The organism is Spiroplasma endosymbiont of Nomada rufipes, from assembly GCF_964277355.1.
In the GTDB taxonomy this organism is placed as follows: Bacteria; Bacillota_I; Bacilli_A; order Mycoplasmatales; family VBWQ01; genus Spiroplasma_E.
This window is the reverse complement of record NZ_OZ195517.1, coordinates 207,018-225,986: the sequence shown is the minus strand read 5'-3', so window position 1 is coordinate 225,986 and position 18,969 is coordinate 207,018. Positions and strand designations below refer to the sequence as shown.

Below are 18,969 nucleotides of genomic sequence, written 5' to 3'. Positions count from 1 at the left end.
GTAAATAAAATTGCAAAAAATTCTCATATAAAAATTTCATAATGCTAAATTTAGTTTAGAAAAAAGTAAGGAGTTTTTATATGAGTTATAAACATCTTGGCATAGATGAAAGGATTTATATTGAGAATCAATTGAAATTTAAATTTAAAATTAGTGAAATAGCTAAAAATCTTAATCGAAGTATTAGTACTATTATTCGAGAAATTAATAGAAATAAAGATAATAATCATTATTTTTCATTAATTGCACAAAATAAAGCTGAAAATCGAAAACAATCACATATTAGTTTTCATAAGTTTAAAAATAAGAATTTAGTAAAATATGTACAACAAAAATTACTATTAGGTTGATCACCTGAACAAATTTATGGCAGAATTAAAAATTTTCATAAAGAGTGAGTTATTAGTTTTAAAACAATTTATACTTGAATTTATTTTGGAATGCTTGATAAAGTTACTAGTAAAAATTTAAGAAGAAAAGGTAAAAAACGAAAATCTAAAGAAAATCGTGGCAAGTTTAATGGTAAATCAATTAAAGAACGAGATATAAATGTTAATGATCGTATAACACTTGGTCATTGAGAAGGAGATACTATAGTATCATCACGAGGTAAAAGCAAATCATGTTTAATAACTTTAGTTGAAAGAGTATCACGATTTACTTTAGCAATATTAGTTAAAAACAGAACTACTAAAGTTATTAATAAAAATGTCAGTTATTATTTATCAATTCTTCCTAAAAACATTGTTAAAACTATTACTTTTGATCGTGGCAAATAATTTTCAAATTGACAACAACTTGAAAAAAATTTAGATGTAAAAATTTATTTTGCCAATCCATATTCACCTTGACAAAGAGGTACTAATGAAAATACTAATGGTTTAATTAGAGAAAAATTTCCTAAAAAATTTATTTTTTCAAAAACTAATAAAAATGAAGTTCATAAATTTATATTGTCTTTAAATCAAAGACCGAGAAAAATATTAAATTATCTTTCACCAATCGAATATTTGGATAGAAAAATAATTTAGTTGCACTTACCTTTACAATTTAGCAAATTAAAGAGATTATTTTTAAATATTTATTTATTATTAGGTTATAATGTGATTATATTTTTTATAAAAATTTATATTTTAATTTTTTTCTTCTAACATTTTTTAAAATACTAAACATGTTTTTTATTTGTGACAGCAATAGATATTTTAGTTATGAGCTTTTATAAAATATAATATTAATTAGATTAATTTTGTTAGATTAGAAAGGATAATATTATGGAAAAAGAAAATCTTGCTAAAGTTACTTTCAATAAAAGAACAGAAAGAAATTCAATAAACAAGTTGAAAAGACAAGCTATTTTTAGCACGACAAATCCATGAAAAGCAATCTTTATTATGGTCACACCACCTTTAATTGCTGTAATTATTTTTTCTACTTATCAAATTTTTGATAAATGAATTGCTACACAATGAGGTGGACAAAGTATTATTGTTCGTTATAATAATTATCAAAATTCAGGAATAATGATAACTGCTGAACAAGCATTAAAAATTATTAATATTGCTACTACTTATGCTGCTGTTCCTTCTTCAATGATGGTTTCCTTTGCTTTAATGGTTGCTACTGGAACAGGTATTAAGTTTTCAATTGCATATGGTCAAAATAAACGAGAACAAATGTCAGAATATTTAGGAAATGGCTTTCTATTATCTTTTTTAGTTTCTATTGTTCTTATGATCATTATGTATTTTAGTTGTCAGAGTATTATTGAATTTCAAGCTGGAAGTGATGCTGGAAGTAATCCAGTAATTAGGGAAATAATAATTAAAGAAGCAGTTAGATTTTCACAAATTTTAATTCTTGCTACACCATTACTTTTTTTTGCTTATTTTTTAGTTTCATTGTTACGTAGTGAAGGAATGATGTTATGAACAATTTTAATTAATGTTGCAGCTTGTTTAGTAAATATATCTTTAGATTTTATTTTTGTTATTCCTGATAAATTAGGAATGGAAGGTACTGCATATGCAACTATTATTGCTTGAGCAAGCATTAATTTATTTTCAATAGGTATTATTTGATATAGTGCCGATAATTTAAGATTTAAAGTAGCACACTTAAAACTTAAATGAGTAATAGTAACGGGCATTTTATTAATTGGTGCAACTTCTTTATTACAAAATATTGCCCAAAGTATTTTGGCAATGGTTACTACTAAAATTTTAAATACATTGCCACCTCCAGACTATCATGGTGGAGGAAGTACTGGTATTCCGGTTTTTGTTCAATTATATGGTGGTATTATGCCTTGGTTAATTTTAATTAATGCACCTATTATTGGAATTACGCAGGGAGCAAGAGCATTAATTGGTTATGTTTATGGTTCAAAGGACTTTAGTCGTGTTTGACAATTGATGTGACGTTTAACTTTATTACTTTTATTGTTGCTAATTGGTTCAGTATTATTAGTAGTAATAGTAGGACAATATATGATGCATTTCTTTGGCGTAGATTTAGAAATGGCAAGATTCTTTAAAGTTTATATCATTATGCAGTTTGCTTTTTATCCATTAGCTACACTACATTATGTTGCTGTTATTTTCTATCAATCAATTAATCGTGGTAAATTGTCATTATTTGCTAGTTTACAACGAACAATTATAATGCCAATTGTTTGTTTAAATTTAGGATATTATGTTGCACATGTTTCTCATAATGGTTTTTATTTTTATTTATTTCTTGGCTTTATTGATTTATTTGCTGCTTTTATATTATTACCATTATTAATTTATACATTTTTAAAATCTAAACCATTTATTCATACAACTAAAGATAAAAAAATGCAAATATCTAATTTATCAGAAAAAAAAGTACTTAATAAAAATATAATAGATTAAGTAATTTATAAAAATATATCTTAATATTAATATATGAAGAAAATAAAAAATACTCATTTAAAACAGAGTATTTTTTTAATTATTTAAGATTAAAAAAGGTTGCTAATTTTACAAATTAAAAGGAATGAATATACAATCTATATTTGATTGAAGTCATTCCTAAAATAAAATATTTATTTACCTTCATTAACTCTTTTTTTTAATGCTTTACAAGAATTAAATTTAACTACTCGCTTTCTAGGAATAGCCATCGGTTCTGAATTTTGTGGATTTACTCCCGGTCGAGCTTTGCGGTATTTAATAGTAAACGTTCCAAAGTTACGTAGTGTTACTTTTTCTCCTTTAATTAAAGCAGTAGCAATTTTATCTAAGATAAATTCTAACACTTCTTTGTATTCTTTTTCTGATAATTCTAATTTTTTTTGTACAGCTCGTGCTATCTGACTTTTTTGCATAAAATTTTCAACCCTTTCTTCACCAATTACCATAAGTATGCTATAAAAACATGCCTTAAATGATACTTATTATTATATAACATTTTTTAAAAAAACCTTATTTAATGAAAATAAAAGACTAGTAAAAAAAATAAGATTTGAATATATAAATTTATATGTTAATTAACATGTGCAAAGCAAAAAATTTTTACATTAATTTTCTTGTATGTTAAAATTCAAAAAATAAGTAAATAACTATTTCGGAGGTACTAAGATATGCAAATGAAAAATTTATTAATACTTATGGGTGCATTAGCCCTAACAACAGTAGCTACTACTTCAGTTGTAGATTGTGGTGATCAAACTGATAAGCAAGATATTAAAGATGTTAAAGTTGATGATCTTAAAACAGCAGTAGATAGTGAAAAAACTTTTGGTGATTTAAATACTAATAAAGAAATTACTGATGCAGTTGCAGCAGCGATTAAAAAAACAACTAAATTAGATGTTAGTGTAGGTACTGATTTTACTTTAACTAATGATAAGAAAAAAGAAGATAAACAAGTTGCTGGTGAAGTTAAATTTACAGTTACAGCACAAGGTGATAAAATTTCAGGAACATTTACATTTACAGATACTATTGAATAAATAATTAATATATATTAATTTAAAATGACATAATTTAAATTGTGTCATTTTTTTCTAATTATTTTTCAAAATTTATTTGACTATTACTATTAAAAACTGGTATTATACTTATTGGACTAAATTTTGATACACTAGGAATTGTGTATATAATTAATTCTTTAAAATCATAAAGGAGGCTCACGATTAATGCCAACAATGAACCAACTATTACGTAAAGGACGTACAGATAAAAAATACAAATCTAAATCACCAGCGTTAAATGTTTCATATAATTCATTAACAAAAACAACTTCTTCAATTAGCAGTCCGCAAAAAAAAGGTGTAGCGCTTGTAGTTACTACAAGAACACCAAAAAAACCTAACTCAGCTTTAAGAAAAATTGTTCGTGCTCGTTTAACTAACGGTATGGAAGTTACTGCTTATATTTCTGGAGAAGGTCATAATTTGCAAGAACATGCTATTGTTGGAATCCGTGGTGGGAGAGTTAAAGACTTACCTGGAGTTAGATACCATGTTATTCGTGGGTATTCTGATACTGCCGGAGTAGTAAATCGTAATCAAGGTCGTTCTAAATACGGAACTAAAAAACCAAAAGATAAGAAATAAGGAGGTAAAACTAAATGCGTAAAAATCAAGCTATTAAAAGAGAATTAGTTGCTGATCCAATTTATGATTCAAAAATTGTTACTCAATTAATTAACGCCATTATGATTGATGGTAAAAAAAGTGTAGCTCAAAAAATTGTTTATAATTCTTTTAAAATTGTTGGAGAAAAAACCCAACAAGTACCATTAGAAGTATTTGAAAAGGCAATTGCTAATATTACACCACAATTAGAAATTAAAACTCGAAGAATTGGTGGCGCAAACTATCAAGTTCCTATTGAAGTTAGTGCTACTCGTAAGATAACTTTAGCAATTCGTTGATTAGTTTCTTATTCACAAGCAAGATATGGTAATAGTATGCAAGATAAACTTGCAGCTGAGATTATGGATGCTGCTACTGGTAATGGTTCATCAATTAAAAAACGTGATGAAATTCATCGTATGGCTGAAGCTAATAAAGCCTTTGCTCACTATAAATGATAATAAAGGAGAGAGAAAATGGCAGAAAAATCAGGTCGAGAATATTCACTAGCAAATACTAGAAATATTGGAATTATGGCTCATATTGATGCTGGTAAAACTACAACAACAGAAAGAGTTTTATACCATACTGGTAAAATTCATAAAATTGGTGAGGTACATGAAGGTGCCGCAACTATGGACTGAATGGAACAAGAACAAGAACGTGGTATCACTATTACTTCAGCTGCAACAACTGCTGTTTGAAGAAATAATCGAATAAATATTATTGATACTCCGGGTCACGTTGATTTTACTGTTGAAGTTGAACGCTCATTAAGAGTTTTAGACGGAGCAGTTGCTGTATTAGACGCGCAAACTGGAGTTGAACCACAAACTGAAACTGTTTGAAATCAAGCAACTAGGTATAATGTACCAAGAATTGTTTTTGCAAATAAAATGGATAAAATTGGGGCTGACTTTGCTCATTCAATTCAAACATTAAAAGATCGTCTTGGTGCTAATGCTCATGCAATTCAATGACCAATTGGTGCAGAAGATGCTTTTGATGGAATTATTGATATAATTGAGATGAAAGCATACCATTTTGATGGTAAACCAAATGAGGATTATAAAGAAATTGCAATTCCTGAAGAACTTAAAGATGTTATTGCAAGTAGACGTGAGGAATTATTAGAAGCACTTTCTCACTTTGATGATGATTTCTTTATGAAATATGCTGAAAGAGAAGTAACGGTTGCTGAAATTAAGACAGTAATTCGTAAAGCAACAATTGCTGCTGAGTTTTTCCCAGTATTATGTGGTAGTGCCTTTAAAAATAAAGGTGTTAAATTAATGTTAGATGCAGTTATTGATTACTTGCCTTCACCATTAGATGTACCTGCAATTAAAGGAATATTACCTGTTTCATCAAAAGAAGTAGAACGTCATTCTAGTGATGAAGAACCTTTCTCAGCGTTGGCATTTAAAATCATGACTGACCCTTTTGTTGGAAGATTAACTTTTTTTAGAGTATATTCGGGAACATTAGAATCTGGTAGTTATGTATTAAACTCAACTAAAGAAAAAAAAGAGCGTGTTGGTCGAATTTTACAAATGCATGCCAATAGTCGTGCCGAAATTAAAAAGGTTTATGCTGGTGACATTGCTGCTATTGTTGGTTTAAAAGATACAACTACTGGTGATACATTATGTGATGAAAAACATGAAGTTATTTTAGAAAAAATGGTATTTCCAGAACCAGTTATTTCATTAGCGCTTGAACCAAAAACAAAAGCTGATCAAGAAAAAATGAGTTTAGGTTTACAAAAACTTGCAGAAGAAGATCCAACATTCCGTGTTTCATCAGACAAAGAAACAGGACAGACAATTATTTCAGGAATGGGAGAACTGCATTTAGACATCTTAACTGATCGTTTAAAACGTGAATTTAAAGTAGCAACTAACATTGGAAATCCACAAGTTGCTTATCGTGAAACAATTAAAGCAGTTTGTGAGCGCGCTGAGGGTAAATATATTCATCAATCAGGTGGTCGCGGCCAATATGGACATGTTATTATTAAATTTGAACCAAATCCAGATAAAGGATTTGAGTTTGTTGATAAAATTGTTGGTGGTAAAGTGCCACGTGAATACATTAAACCAGTACAAGAAGGATTAATTGAATCATTAGCTAATGGTTTAATTGCTGGATATCCAGTTATTGACGTTAAAGCAACATTATATGATGGTTCATTCCACCCTGTTGACTCTTCAGAACGTGCCTTTAATATTGCAGCTTCTAAATCTTTACAAGATAATAAAGATTTATTAAAACCAGTATTATTAGAACCAATTATGAATGTTGAAGTTATTATTCCAGATGAATATTATGGTTCTATTGTTGGTAAAATTTCTGGTAAAAGAGGTACTATTGAAGCAGATGAAATGCGTGGTAACAGTAAAGTTGTTAAAGCTAAAGTGCCTTTATCTGAAATGTTTGGTTATGCTACTGAATTACGTTCAATGACCCAAGGACGTGGAACATATACAATGTCTTTTTCACACTATGAAGAAGCACCAAAATCAGTTGCTGAAGCAGTTGCTGGTAAATATCAAAAAGGAAGAATTACTAAAAAATAAAATAATTTAATTGAAAGTATAATAACTTTACTTTAAAATTATCTTAGTGTTTAATTTAATTAAATAAAAATAAGTATTAATTATTTCCAAGGAGGAAACAAAAATGGCAGAAAAAGAAGTAAAAAAATCAAAGCCTGTATCAACAGGCCCAAAACAAAAATTTGAACGTACAAAACCGCACGTTAATGTTGGAACAATTGGTCATGTTGACCACGGAAAAACAACATTAACTGCTGCAATTACTAGTTATTGTTCAAAACATGAAGCAGATGGATATAAAGGTATGTTTAAGGACTATGCTTCTATTGATGCTGCTCCAGAAGAAAAAGCACGTGGTATTACTATTAATACAGCTCACGTTGAATATGAAACACCAACTCGTCACTATGCACACGTTGACTGTCCAGGTCACGCTGACTACATTAAAAATATGATTACAGGTGCAGCTCAAATGGATGGTTCAGTGTTAGTTGTTTCTGCAACTGATGGTCCAATGCCACAAACACGTGAACACATTCTATTGGCACGTCAAGTTGGAGTTAAAAAAATTGTTGTATTCTTAAATAAGTGTGATATGGAAAGTGTAGACGATGACGTATTAGAACTTGTTGAAATGGAAATTCGTGAATTACTAACTAATTATGAATTTGAAGGTGATGATACACCAATTATTCGTGGTTCTGCAAGAGGAGCATTAGATGGTAAAAAAGAATGAGAAGAAAAAATTAAAGAATTATTAACAGCAATGGATGAATGAATTCCAACACCAAAAAGAGAAATTGATAAACCAGTATTATTAGCTGTTGAAGATGTTTTCACTATTACTGGACGTGGAACAGTAGCTACTGGAAGAATTGAACGTGGAACTTTAAAAGTTAATGATGAAATTGATATTATTGGTATTAACAAAGGTCTTAAAAAAGTTGTTGTTACTGGTATTGAAATGTTCAGAAAATTATTAGATGAAGCACAAGCTGGTGATAACGTTGGAGTATTATTACGTGGAGTTAAACGTGAAGATATTCAACGTGGACAAGTTATTGCTAAACCAGGATCAGTTACTCCGCATACTAAATTTAAAGGTGAAGTTTATATTCTAACTAAAGAAGAAGGTGGACGTCATACTTCATTTAATCCAGGATATCGACCACAATTTTATTTCCGTACAACTGATGTTACAGGAAGTATGGGAGACTTTATTAATAAAGGTGAAAAATCAGAATTAATTATGCCAGGTGATAACGTTACTATTACTGTTGAATTAATTCACCCAGTTGCCCTTGAGAAAGGTACTCAATTCTCAATCCGTGAAGGCGGAAGAACTGTTGGTGCTGGACAAGTTACTGAAGTTATTAAATAATCACATTAAATTAAAAATCTTTATTCTCAAAAGAGAATAAAGATTTTTAATTAAAAATATTTTAGTAGTAAAATTAATTTATAGAAAAGAGATGACAAATCAATGCCTTATGTTAAAGAGCTGGAAAGTCTAATTTTAAATCGTAAATCAATTCGTAATTATGATCCTAGTAAAATTATTAGCGATAGTAAAATTAACGATATTCTTAACTATGTGCGTCATACCCCATCTTCATATGGTTTAGAACCATGAAAAATTTTAGTTATTAGTAATTCTAAAATTAAAGCACAATTGCAACCAATCATAAATAATCAACAACAAGTTAGTACTTGTTCACATTTATTTATTTTATTAAGTTATAGTGGTGAAAATTTCAATACTAGTAATCAATGATTTGTTGATACTGTTATGAAAAGACGTAATTTAACAAAACCACAATACGAAATTTATAAATCAACATTTAATAATTTCTTTGATCATGACAAAAAAACACAAATAAATCATTGGGCACAATGTCAAACTTTTATTTTATTACAAAATCTTTTATTATTATTAACTGCTCATGAAATTGATAATGTTGTATTAGGTGGTTTTAATGAACAACAATTATTAACTTACTTAGAATCAAATAAGATTATTGAACCTAATAAGTATCATGTTACAATTTTAGTGTCTGCTGGTTATGGTTATCCATCAAAAACTAAAATTATTAAAAACGAAGTTAGTGAAATCAGTACGCTTATCAACAAATAGATGTATTAGAAAAGGTATTGCAATGGAAAAATTAAAAATAAATAACTTAGATATTGAATTAAATATTAATGTTATTGGTAAATTTTTAGATAAGATTGAATATCCAATTCTTATTTTTGATTTTGAGACTTTTCGTAATTTATTACATAAAAAAAAGAACAATTCGTATGCTCATGATTTTGAAAAAATTTTTTCAATTGCATTATTAATTATTAATAAAAAAGAAGATTTAAGTGTTAGTAATTTACAAAATAAAAAGTTACATTTGTTCGTTAAAACTGTTATTCCGCAACCAAATATTTTAAATGAAGATTTAAAGCTTGTTAAACATCAGCAACAGTTTTTTAAATTTTTAACTAATAAGTTATTGAAACATAACATTAAATCTTTGATTTTACTTGGTGCTAGAACTGAGATATTAATGCTAAAAAACTATTTGAGTTATCATAATGATGAAAGTAAATTCAAAAATAAAGTTAGTTATTTTTTTCAAAAACATAAAATTTTTGATTTATATGACATTTGAAATAATGATCAAGTTTTAAATTTACCTTTATATAAAAAAGGTTTACATCTTGATGTTGGTGCTACTAAAAAAACTTCAATACTAATTAAAAATAATAATGATTATTGTAAAATATTAAAAGAACAATTTTCATTAACAAATAATAATATTGGAAGAATTATTGATCAATATTTTTTTAATAATATTTGTTTATTACCTAGTTTTACTACGCAAGTAGCAAATCATAATCAAAATGATGTTCTAATTGGCGCTGCAATCTTATCATTACTTTATACTTTTTGTGATAAATATTAAGAAAATAAAAAATATTAATTATTTAAATTAATATTTTTTATTACATTTTATTTTTTTAGTTCAAATTTTTTGGTGTTTGTGAATTATATATTGTTGTATTTGTTGATAAAGGCATTAAATTATTAATTTCATTAACATTCAATCTTGTTTCACTATTTGAACTTACATCTTGAGTTTCTAAATTATCATCATTATTTGTTAATTTAAGTAAATTTTGAAATTGTTCTTCAAGTTCTGTTTTAGATTGACTAATTAAATAAGTATTTTCAAACACTGATTTTTTGCAAGGATATAAATATCCATCTTCATCTCAAATTAAAACATCTTCTTTAGTATATTGTACTTCTTTTTTAGTACCATTTGGACCCCAAGGTAATGATAATTTTCCACTTTTATTATCTTTATTAAGATTAACTATTTTTATTTTAGAATCGGGATTTGCTCAAGCTTCCCCCTTACTTATATTATAATAACTGGAATATAAGTAGTTTTAATTTTTTTTTGGTTAACAACTCAATGTTCACCAATAACTCCTGTAATAATATAATCACCGCGATGACAAGTTACTGTTACTTTTTCTAGTGTTTCAATTTCTAATGGATTATTATCTTGATGTAATTGAAATTCATATTTTACAGTAGGGTTTTTAATACAAAATGTAACATTTTAATTTTCTGTATTTTCTTTAAATAACATATTTTCTCCTTCATCTTTTTGTTTTTTTGAATAAAGACTTTATTTTAAAAATATTTTTGTAATTAAATTATTATATATAATTGTAAATTTATGAGTAAAAGTAGCAATATTATAAATTAAAATCATAATTTTATGATTTACTAACACCCAAACTAATACCTAATATAAGGTGTACTTATGCTATAATTACTATAGTATATTGTTGACTCTTCGTTAAAATTAAGTTTGAAAAGGAGTATTAACTATGAAAATTGGAATTATTGGAGCATCAGGAAAATCAGGACTTGCTTTAACTAAAGAAGTTTTAAAACAAGGATATCAAGTTGTTGCCATTACTAGAAATCCTATTAAAATGCCAATTCTTAATAATGATAATCGATTGACCATTAAAAAAGCTGATCTTACTAATAAAAGTAGTATTAAAGCGGTTGTTAATGATGTTGATATTTTAATTAGTGCTTACGACCCTACTATTGATAATCCCCAAAATATTAATCAGCAAGTTGCTAAAAACTTAATTACTATCATGCATGAATGTCAAAATATTAAAAGGTTATTAATTGTTGGTGGTGCTGGTATTTTGTTAGATGATAAGAACGAAATATTAGTAGAAACAAGTGCATTTCCTGAAGCATGAAAAGAACATGCACAACAACAAGTTAAAGCATTAGCTACTTATCGTAGCAGTGACATTAATTGAAAATATTTTAGTCCTTCTTTATACTATGACCCAGAATTACCAACTTTAGGTAAATTTAAAATTGGTAACAATCATTTAATTGTTAATAAAGAAGGAAAAAGTGAGATTAGTTATGGTGATGCTGCAATTGCTATTATTAATGAGATTAAAGAACAAAAATTTATTAAAAAACGTTTTACAGCGGGTTATAATTAATATTTTGTTTGAAAGGATATTAGACAAATGGTAAAACTTACAAAAGAACAAATTTTACAAAAAACGATAACTCTAAATAATGGTGTCAAAATTCCTCAATTTGGATTAGGTACATATTTAATGGTTGATAGTAAATCTATTTATAATTCAGTAATTTGTGCTTTGCAAAATGGTTATCGTCATATTGATACTGCAGAATATTATAAAAACGAGGAGATAATTGGTAATACAATTAAAGATTTTTTAGCAGAAAATCCAGAAGTTAAAAGGGAAGATTTATTTATTACTTCTAAAATTTGAAATGACAATCATGAATATGAACTTACTAAAGATGCTTTGCGTGGTATCCTGACTCGTTTAAAACTAGATTATTTAGATTTATGTTTAATTCATTGACCAACTAAACAAAGTTTTGAATGTTGAAGAGCCTTAGAAGAATTTTATGAATATGGTAAAGTTAGGGCAATTGGTGTTTCAAATTTTAATAGTTCACAATTAAAAGATTTTTTAAAAAAAATAAAAATAAAACCAGCAATTAATCAAATTGAAACACATCTTGGTTTTAATCAAAAAAACACAATAGATTTTTGTTACGAGAATAATATTGCTGTTACTTCATGAAGAACAATGCTAGGTGGTAGAGCAGATGAAATACCATTATTACAAGAATTAGCAAATAAATACAAGGTTACTACTAGTCACATTGCTTTAAGATGAGCTTGACAATTGGATCAAGTAGTTATTCCTAAATCAACTAATCCAGAGCGAATTATTAGTAATCCCGATATTGGGGGTTTTGAACTAACAGAAGAAGAAATGTTAAAAATTCAAAAATTACCACAAACTGCTTTAGGCCCACAATCTAATGATAAAAAATTTTGAAAAGGAATTATGATGGATTAAATTTAAAAAGGGGGTTAAATAATTGTGATTTGAAATGATACAACTAAGGAATTAGCAAAAAAACTAAATACTAATTTTGTTACAGGTTTAACTGAAGAAGCCGCAGCTCAATTGTTAATAGAAACAGGACCTAATCAATTACCAGTTACGAAAAAAAAGCCAATTTGAAAAATAGTTTTAGCACATTTTATTGAACCATTTGTTTTAGTATTAATTGCATTAGCAATTATTGCTACTGTTATTGGTCAATGACAAGAAGCATTAGTTGTTTTTTTAATTGTAATTGTTGATGCTACTTTGGCTACTTATCAAGAAGTAAAAGCTGCAGCTTCTTTGGACTCTTTAAAGAAATTAGTTTCTTCACAAGCAGTAGTAATTCGTAATGGTAATAAATACGATATTGATGCTAAAGATTTAGTGGTAGGTGATTTGGTTTATTTAGATGCGGGAATGTTTGTACCTGCTGATCTGCGTATTATTCAGTCTTATAATTTACGTACTAATGAATCACTTTTAACTGGTGAATCAACCTTAATTAGTAAAACTACTGAAGCATTAACTGAAGAAAAATTATCAATTGGTGAAAGAACTAATCTTGCTTTTATGTCTACTTCTATTGCGACAGGTAGTGGTCTTGGTTTAGTTTATGCAACAGCAAAAACTTCTGAAATTGGAAAAATAACTAAGTTATTACAAGAAGAAAAAGAATCTAAATCACCATTAACGCGACAAATGTCTTTTTTAATTAGAATAATTTCAGTTTTTGCTTTATTATTAGGTTTAGCTATGTTTTTACTACAATTTTTCTTAATTAAAGTACCTGCTATTAATGCTTTAATTTTTGGAATTGCTTTAACAATAGCAGTAATACCTGAAGGTTTGCAAGTTATTGTCACCGTTTCATTATCACTGGGAAGTTCAAGAATGGCAAAAAAACATGCTATTGTTAAACATTTACCTGCTGTTGAAACATTAGGTCAAGTTGATATTATTTGTTCTGATAAAACCGGAACTTTAACACAAAATAAAATGACTGTTAAAAAATATTATTTAACAAAATCAGTTAATGATAGTAATGACTTTAAAAAGAAAACTAAACAAGAACAATTATTTTTAGATTGTTTAGTATTATGTAATAATAGTGAAGTTAGTAAAAATAAAACTATTGGTGATCCAACAGAAGCAGCACTTATTAATTGATCAGAAACATTAAAGTTTCCAACAAAGGCACTTAGTGATAAACATACTCGAGTTCATGAAATACCTTTTGATTCCAATCGTAAATTAATGTCAACAATTAATGAATATGATAAAGAAACTTATGTTTTTGTTAAAGGCGCGGTTGATAATATGATTAATATTTGTACTCATACGCTTATTAATAACGAAAGAGTAGTATTAACTGCACAAATTAAAAAAGAAATAATTGCAAGTATGGAAGAAATGTCAAATTCAGCATTACGTGTTTTAGGAGCAAGTTATAAAACTGTTAATAATACGAAAGATTATAGTAATATTAATGAAATTGAAAGTAATTTAACTTTTTTAGGATTAGTTGGAATGATTGATCCACCAAGAAACGAAGTTAAAGATTCTTTAGTTAAAACTAAAAAAGCAGGTATTGATACAATTATGATTACTGGTGATCATTTAAATACTGCTGTTGCTATTGGTCAAGAATTAGGTTTGATTGAAAATAAAACACAAGCACTTAGTGGTAATACAATTGATGATATTCCAGAAGAATCATTTAATGCTAATATTAATCAATATCGAGTTTTTGCTCGTGTTTCTCCTGAACATAAAGTTAAGATTGTTAAAGCATTACAGAGTCATAATAAGGTTGTTTCGATGACTGGTGATGGTGTTAATGATGCTCCTAGTTTAAAAGCAGCAGATATTGGAGTAGCGATGGGTATTACGGGAACCGATGTTGCTAAAGAATCTTCACAAATAGTATTAACTGATGATAATTTTGCTACTATTGTTGATGCTATTGAAGAAGGGCGTAATATTTACAGTAAAATTAAAAGAATTGTTATTTTTATTTTAATTACTAATATGGCCCAAGTATTTTCAATTGTTATTAGTGCTATTTTTGGATGAAATGAATTATTGCAACCAATTCAAATTTTATGAATTAATTTAATTGTTGAATCTGTTATTGCAATTCCAATGTCAATGGGACCTAATAACTCTGATTTAATGCTTAGAAAACCAACAAAACGGAATGATAGAATTCTTACTGGTAGTTGAGGATTTATTGGTATTGTTAGTATAATATTAAGTACCTTGTTACTATTAGCTTTTCATTTTTTACCTCAAATTTTACATGAAAATAATAGCGAAGGTTTTGTTTTTGTTTTTGTTATAATGACTAATGCTCCTTTTTTTTATGCATTTTCTTTTGTTTCAGGTGCTAATACAAGTATTTTTAATAAGATTACTTGAAAAAATAAATATATTTGAGTTGCGGCGATTAGTGCTTTTGCTATTAATACTTTTATTATTTTTACACCTGTTGTTAGCAATGCTTTTGGTATTGGTGCTGGTTTTCGTGCAGTTGATTGATTACTTTGTATTGCTTTATCAACAATACCAATGTGATTATTAGAAGTGTATAAAGGAATTAGACTTTTAGTTAATAAATTAATTAAAAAAGAACAAAATAAAGTAAAAGTTAAATAATATAGAATGGAAAATTAATAATGAGAATTATTCCGTATGAATTATTTAGTTATACACCAGATATGAGTTTAACTGCATTGCGTAAGGAATTACTAATGTATGATCATTGTTTAAATAAAAAAATTACAAATATGGCAATGCAACCATTTTTAGATTTGGAACGCAACTACTTTAATTTACTTTTATGTAAATGAGAATTAGAAATGCAAAAACGAAATCATTATGTTAATTCATTATTTAAATGTTATACTAAATACAATGATTTTGAATTTGTTGCAACTCCTGATTTTTTAATTATTGAATGTTGCATACAATGAGATTTAAAAGGTTTTCAGCCATATAAATGTAATTTAAATTGATATGAAATTATGATGATGACAATTAAAAACAAAGATAAAATAAATAAATATTTTTATGAACAACTTTCTTTGTGATATAAAGAAATGTTTATGAAAATTAATAACAATGGTTCTTTTAAACCTAAGAAATTAAATATGAATGTTGTTTTTGAAAAAATAAATAATTTTTTACTAACAGCATAATAGTTTTTGAAAAAAATTTTGATTTTATTTTATAATTTAATTATAAATTACTTTAATAGAATGGAGATTTTATTTTTGAAAAAATAAAATTAAAGATAAAGTATATAAATATGTTGAAAAATTTCTCTTTGAAAATAGAGAAATATGAAATAGATTTGATTTTATTAGTAAAAATTGCTGAATTATACTTGTAAGTGCAAGTAAATAAAATTGCAAAAAATTCTCATATAAAAATTTCATAATGCTAAATTTAGTTTAGAAAAAAGTAAGGAGTTTTTATATGAGTTATAAACATCTTGGCATAGATGAAAGGATTTATATTGAGAATCAATTGAAATTTAAATTTAAAATTAGTGAAATAGCTAAAAATCTTAATCGAAGTATTAGTACTATTATTCGAGAAATTAATAAAAATAAAGATAATAATCATTATTTTTCATTAATTGCACAAAATAAAGCTGAAAATCGAAAACAATCACATATTAGTTTTCATAAGTTTAAAAATAAGAATTTAGTAAAATATGTACAACAAAAATTACTATTAGGTTGATCACCTGAACAAATTTATGGCAGAATTAAAAATTTTCATAAAGAGTGAGTTATTAGTTTTAAAACAATTTATACTTGAATTTATTTTGGAATGCTTGATAAAGTTAATAGTAAAAATTTAAGAAGAAAAGGTAAAAAACGAAAATCTAAAGAAAATCGTGGCAAGTTTAATGGTAAATCAATTAAAGAACGAGATATAAATGTTAATGATCGTATAACACTTGGTCATTGAGAAGGAGATACTATAGTATCATCACGAGGTAAAAGCAAATCATGTTTAATAACTTTAGTTGAAAGAGTATCACGATTTACTTTAGCAATATTAGTTAAAAACAGAACTACTAAAGTTATTAATAAAAATGTCAGTTATTATTTATCAATTCTTCCTAAAAACATTGTTAAAACTATTACTTTTGATCGTGGCAAAGAATTTTCAAATTGACAACAACTTGAAAAAAATTTATATGTAAAAATTTATTTTGCCAATCCATATTCACCTTGACAAAGAGATACTAATGAAAATACTAATGGTTTAATTAGAGAAAAATTTCCTAAAAAATTTATTTTTTCAAAAACTAATAAAAATGAAGTTCATAAATTTATATTGTCTTTAAATCAAAGACCGAGAAAAATATTAAATTATCTTTCACCAATCGAATATTTGGATAGAAAAATAATTTAGTTGCACTTACCTTTACAATTTAGCAATTAGTCGTTCCAACAAAATCAATTGAATTTCATTGAGCAGTAATTTTAACTTTGACTATTTTACTAGTAGTTGATAAATCAATAGTAGTAATTCTATTAATGCAATCTTCATCTATTATATCATATACATAATCAAGTTCTTTGATGACAATATCGTCATAACATATTTTTTGTACAGAATTATTGATGATTGAATCTAATGAATTTTCTAATTCTTCTTTTGTAACAGCATTCGGGTCAATGGCCTCAATTTGACTTGGACTATCAATATTAGTAATTTGGTTTAAATCAGTTCATGATTTTAATAAGCAGTAACTAATTGTAATATTATTTTTTTCTCCTTTAAATTTGGTTCCATTTTTAGCAACAATTTTAATATTTAAATTTAAAGTTAAAAAATCATTTTGTTTGAAAATATCAATAAAGTATAAATCTTTAAAGTAAAAATATTTTTCAAAAATTTTTATATAAACATCATAGTCATTACTTGTAATAGTTTTTAAACCTAACATTGTTACTAATTTTTCTTGTAATTTATTTAAAAATTCAGATTTTATATTTTTTTTAAATTTTAATATCCCTAAATCTATATTATTAGGAATTTTTGTTGAAATATCAATTTTTGTATCTTTTTTTGAGTCTGGTGTATCACAAGCAACTACAGTTAATGGTATTGGTGTTTATATTGCTAAAATTGATAATAATTTTAATAAATTTTTCATTTTATTTTTCTCCTTTAAATTCATTTACTTTCATATAAATTATATAAAATAGAACTTAAATACCATTATATAATATTATTCACGGCAATAAATAAGAATGACAAAAAATTTCTAAAATAAAATGTAAAAATAATTAGTAGTTTTAATGATAAAAGTTATCAAGGTTCAATAATTATTGATATAACTAAACAAACAAATATTTCAGATATTTATATGCAAAATTATTTTGCAGAGAAAAATAAACCAGTAACATCAAATAAACAGCAGGCAATTGCAAATGTTACAGATAGTTTAAAGAAAATTCAAAAAAATGAATATCTTATTAAGTCAATTAGAAGATATGTATAAAGAAAAAAATGATTTTAATCAAAGGATAATGATTATACATTAGGATTTGATAAAAGTCCTTTAATAAAAGGTATTATTGAAGGTAGAAATATATTAGCACATCAATTAATCTTTATTAGTCCATCTCAAAAAATTAGTTATTTTCCTCATTTAATTTCTATTATATATTTAGTTTTGTGATATCTTTATGAAATAGATTACTAAAAATATTTAATGTAATAATAGTTGGAAATTATACATCTTTGCCATTCTTAATTGCTTTAATATCTTTTTTTAACTGCTCTTTTAAAAATTTAATATCATTCTCACTATTTTTTACTTTTTTTAATGCTTCAATTTTAACTTTAGTATCTTTTTTTAATGCTTGAATCTTATCATTTTTTTCAGATCTAATTAACAATTTGGCTCCAACTTTCTTTGTTAAAATGTGTAAACTCTTAAAAGGGTATTTTTTAATAAAAGTTTTTCATCTTCAATTAATTCTTGATTGCGAGAAACAATAACAGTAGCTTGTAAACCACCAGAAATATTAACTGCAGTTCTGCCCATATCAAATAAACCATCTAAGGCACCAATAATACCATAAACAGCAGCATAATAGCTACCAAAACCAAGACCACCTAAAACACCAGCCGTTACAACAGCAGCAGTTCCTGGCACTCCCGCAATTCCTAATGAAGCAACTAGTGTTACAATTAAACCATTAATAAATAAAATAGCGATTGTTCAGTTGGGAAAATTACCAGGAAGGATAACACTAAATCATAAGAAAGATAAAATAATTCCAGCTTGTACTCCAGCAC

At 26.3% G+C, this 18,969-nt stretch carries 20 protein-coding genes; 14 read left to right on the top strand and 6 right to left on the bottom strand.

Translation table 4 applies throughout. The features are described 5' to 3' along the window. The first annotated feature begins 80 nt into the window (after window positions 1-80). Window positions 81-779 carry an IS30 family transposase gene (locus ACICQF_RS01265; RefSeq protein WP_395473266.1) on the top strand — a complete coding sequence of 233 codons (699 nt, stop codon included), beginning with the start codon at window positions 81-83 and terminating at the stop codon, window positions 777-779. Between the two features lie 492 nt (window positions 780-1,271). Then, window positions 1,272-2,894 (top strand): MATE family efflux transporter, encoded by a 1,623-nt coding sequence (locus ACICQF_RS01260; protein WP_395473390.1) that lies wholly within the window; start codon window positions 1,272-1,274, stop codon window positions 2,892-2,894. A 173-nt stretch (window positions 2,895-3,067) separates the two neighbouring features. Here ACICQF_RS01260 and ACICQF_RS01255 read toward each other — a convergent pair whose 3' ends face one another. Further along, complete coding sequence (locus ACICQF_RS01255) at window positions 3,068-3,382, bottom strand: HU family DNA-binding protein (protein WP_286641782.1); 315 nt, start codon at window positions 3,380-3,382, stop codon at window positions 3,068-3,070. A 222-nt stretch (window positions 3,383-3,604) separates the two neighbouring features. Between ACICQF_RS01255 and ACICQF_RS01250 the strand changes: the two genes are divergently transcribed. The 7 genes from ACICQF_RS01250 (at window position 3,605) to ACICQF_RS01220 (ending at window position 10,115) form a co-directional block, all read left to right on the top strand. Then, the gene (locus tag ACICQF_RS01250) at window positions 3,605-3,976 is read left to right on the top strand and encodes a spiralin repeat-containing protein (protein WP_395473389.1); all 372 of its coding nucleotides are present in this window, start codon (window positions 3,605-3,607) and stop codon (window positions 3,974-3,976) included. A 186-nt stretch (window positions 3,977-4,162) separates the two neighbouring features. After that, window positions 4,163-4,582 carry a 30S ribosomal protein S12 gene (gene rpsL, locus ACICQF_RS01245; RefSeq protein ID WP_252320120.1) on the top strand — a complete coding sequence of 140 codons (420 nt, stop codon included), beginning with the start codon at window positions 4,163-4,165 and terminating at the stop codon, window positions 4,580-4,582. Window positions 4,583-4,596: 14 nt separating this feature from the next. Beyond that, window positions 4,597-5,064, top strand: a complete 468-nt coding sequence (gene rpsG / locus ACICQF_RS01240; RefSeq protein ID WP_174481359.1) for a 30S ribosomal protein S7 — start codon at window positions 4,597-4,599, stop codon at window positions 5,062-5,064. Window positions 5,065-5,079: 15 nt separating this feature from the next. Beyond that, window positions 5,080-7,182 carry an elongation factor G gene (gene fusA / locus ACICQF_RS01235; protein ID WP_338958672.1) on the top strand — a complete coding sequence of 701 codons (2,103 nt, stop codon included), beginning with the start codon at window positions 5,080-5,082 and terminating at the stop codon, window positions 7,180-7,182. Window positions 7,183-7,285: 103 nt separating this feature from the next. Continuing rightward, window positions 7,286-8,542: an elongation factor Tu gene (gene tuf, locus ACICQF_RS01230; RefSeq protein ID WP_395473388.1), complete on the top strand. Its 1,257-nt coding sequence runs from the start codon at window positions 7,286-7,288 to the stop codon at window positions 8,540-8,542. Window positions 8,543-8,644: 102 nt separating this feature from the next. After that, entirely contained in the window at window positions 8,645-9,295 is a 651-nt protein-coding gene (locus ACICQF_RS01225; protein WP_395473387.1) for a nitroreductase family protein, read from the top strand. Window positions 9,296-9,317: 22 nt separating this feature from the next. After that, complete coding sequence (locus tag ACICQF_RS01220; protein WP_252320128.1) at window positions 9,318-10,115, top strand: hypothetical protein; 798 nt, start codon at window positions 9,318-9,320, stop codon at window positions 10,113-10,115. Between the two features lie 55 nt (window positions 10,116-10,170). Here ACICQF_RS01220 and ACICQF_RS01215 read toward each other — a convergent pair whose 3' ends face one another. After that, window positions 10,171-10,389: a hypothetical protein gene (locus ACICQF_RS01215; protein ID WP_342266614.1), complete on the bottom strand. Its 219-nt coding sequence runs from the start codon at window positions 10,387-10,389 to the stop codon at window positions 10,171-10,173. Window positions 10,390-11,055: 666 nt separating this feature from the next. Between ACICQF_RS01215 and ACICQF_RS01210 the strand changes: the two genes are divergently transcribed. Genes ACICQF_RS01210 through ACICQF_RS01195 form a run of 4 tightly spaced genes read left to right on the top strand, consistent with a single transcriptional unit; the run spans window position 11,056 to window position 15,839 of the window. Further along, window positions 11,056-11,706 (top strand): NAD(P)-dependent oxidoreductase, encoded by a 651-nt coding sequence (locus ACICQF_RS01210; RefSeq protein WP_395473386.1) that lies wholly within the window; start codon window positions 11,056-11,058, stop codon window positions 11,704-11,706. A gap of 27 nt (window positions 11,707-11,733) precedes the next feature. Continuing rightward, a complete protein-coding gene (locus ACICQF_RS01205; RefSeq protein ID WP_395473385.1) occupies window positions 11,734-12,609 on the top strand; it encodes an aldo/keto reductase in 876 nt (291 codons plus the stop codon). Between the two features lie 24 nt (window positions 12,610-12,633). Next, window positions 12,634-15,297: a cation-translocating P-type ATPase gene (locus tag ACICQF_RS01200; protein WP_395473384.1), complete on the top strand. Its 2,664-nt coding sequence runs from the start codon at window positions 12,634-12,636 to the stop codon at window positions 15,295-15,297. Between the two features lie 20 nt (window positions 15,298-15,317). Then, a complete protein-coding gene (locus ACICQF_RS01195; RefSeq protein ID WP_338958691.1) occupies window positions 15,318-15,839 on the top strand; it encodes a hypothetical protein in 522 nt (173 codons plus the stop codon). 69 nt (window positions 15,840-15,908) lie between these two features. Here the strand turns inward: ACICQF_RS01195 and ACICQF_RS01190 are convergent, their stop codons facing one another. Beyond that, window positions 15,909-16,079, bottom strand: coding sequence for a hypothetical protein (locus ACICQF_RS01190; RefSeq protein ID WP_395473383.1), 171 nt, complete (start codon window positions 16,077-16,079; stop codon window positions 15,909-15,911). Window positions 16,080-16,119: 40 nt separating this feature from the next. Between ACICQF_RS01190 and ACICQF_RS01185 the strand changes: the two genes are divergently transcribed. Next, window positions 16,120-17,070 (top strand): IS30 family transposase, encoded by a 951-nt coding sequence (locus tag ACICQF_RS01185; RefSeq protein WP_395473382.1) that lies wholly within the window; start codon window positions 16,120-16,122, stop codon window positions 17,068-17,070. Between the two features lie 19 nt (window positions 17,071-17,089). On the opposite strand, the gene ACICQF_RS01180 is transcribed toward ACICQF_RS01185, so the two are convergent. The 3 genes from ACICQF_RS01180 to ACICQF_RS01170 all read right to left on the bottom strand — a co-directional run bounded on the left by ACICQF_RS01180 (window position 17,090) and on the right by ACICQF_RS01170 (window position 18,943). Continuing rightward, the gene (locus ACICQF_RS01180; RefSeq protein WP_395473381.1) at window positions 17,090-17,608 is read right to left on the bottom strand and encodes a hypothetical protein; all 519 of its coding nucleotides are present in this window, start codon (window positions 17,606-17,608) and stop codon (window positions 17,090-17,092) included. 790 nt (window positions 17,609-18,398) lie between these two features. Further along, window positions 18,399-18,566: a hypothetical protein gene (locus ACICQF_RS01175; RefSeq protein ID WP_174480246.1), complete on the bottom strand. Its 168-nt coding sequence runs from the start codon at window positions 18,564-18,566 to the stop codon at window positions 18,399-18,401. Window positions 18,567-18,586: 20 nt separating this feature from the next. Then, window positions 18,587-18,943, bottom strand: a complete 357-nt coding sequence (locus ACICQF_RS01170; protein WP_395473686.1) for a cation:dicarboxylate symporter family transporter — start codon at window positions 18,941-18,943, stop codon at window positions 18,587-18,589. Window positions 18,944-18,969: the final 26 nt, after the last annotated feature.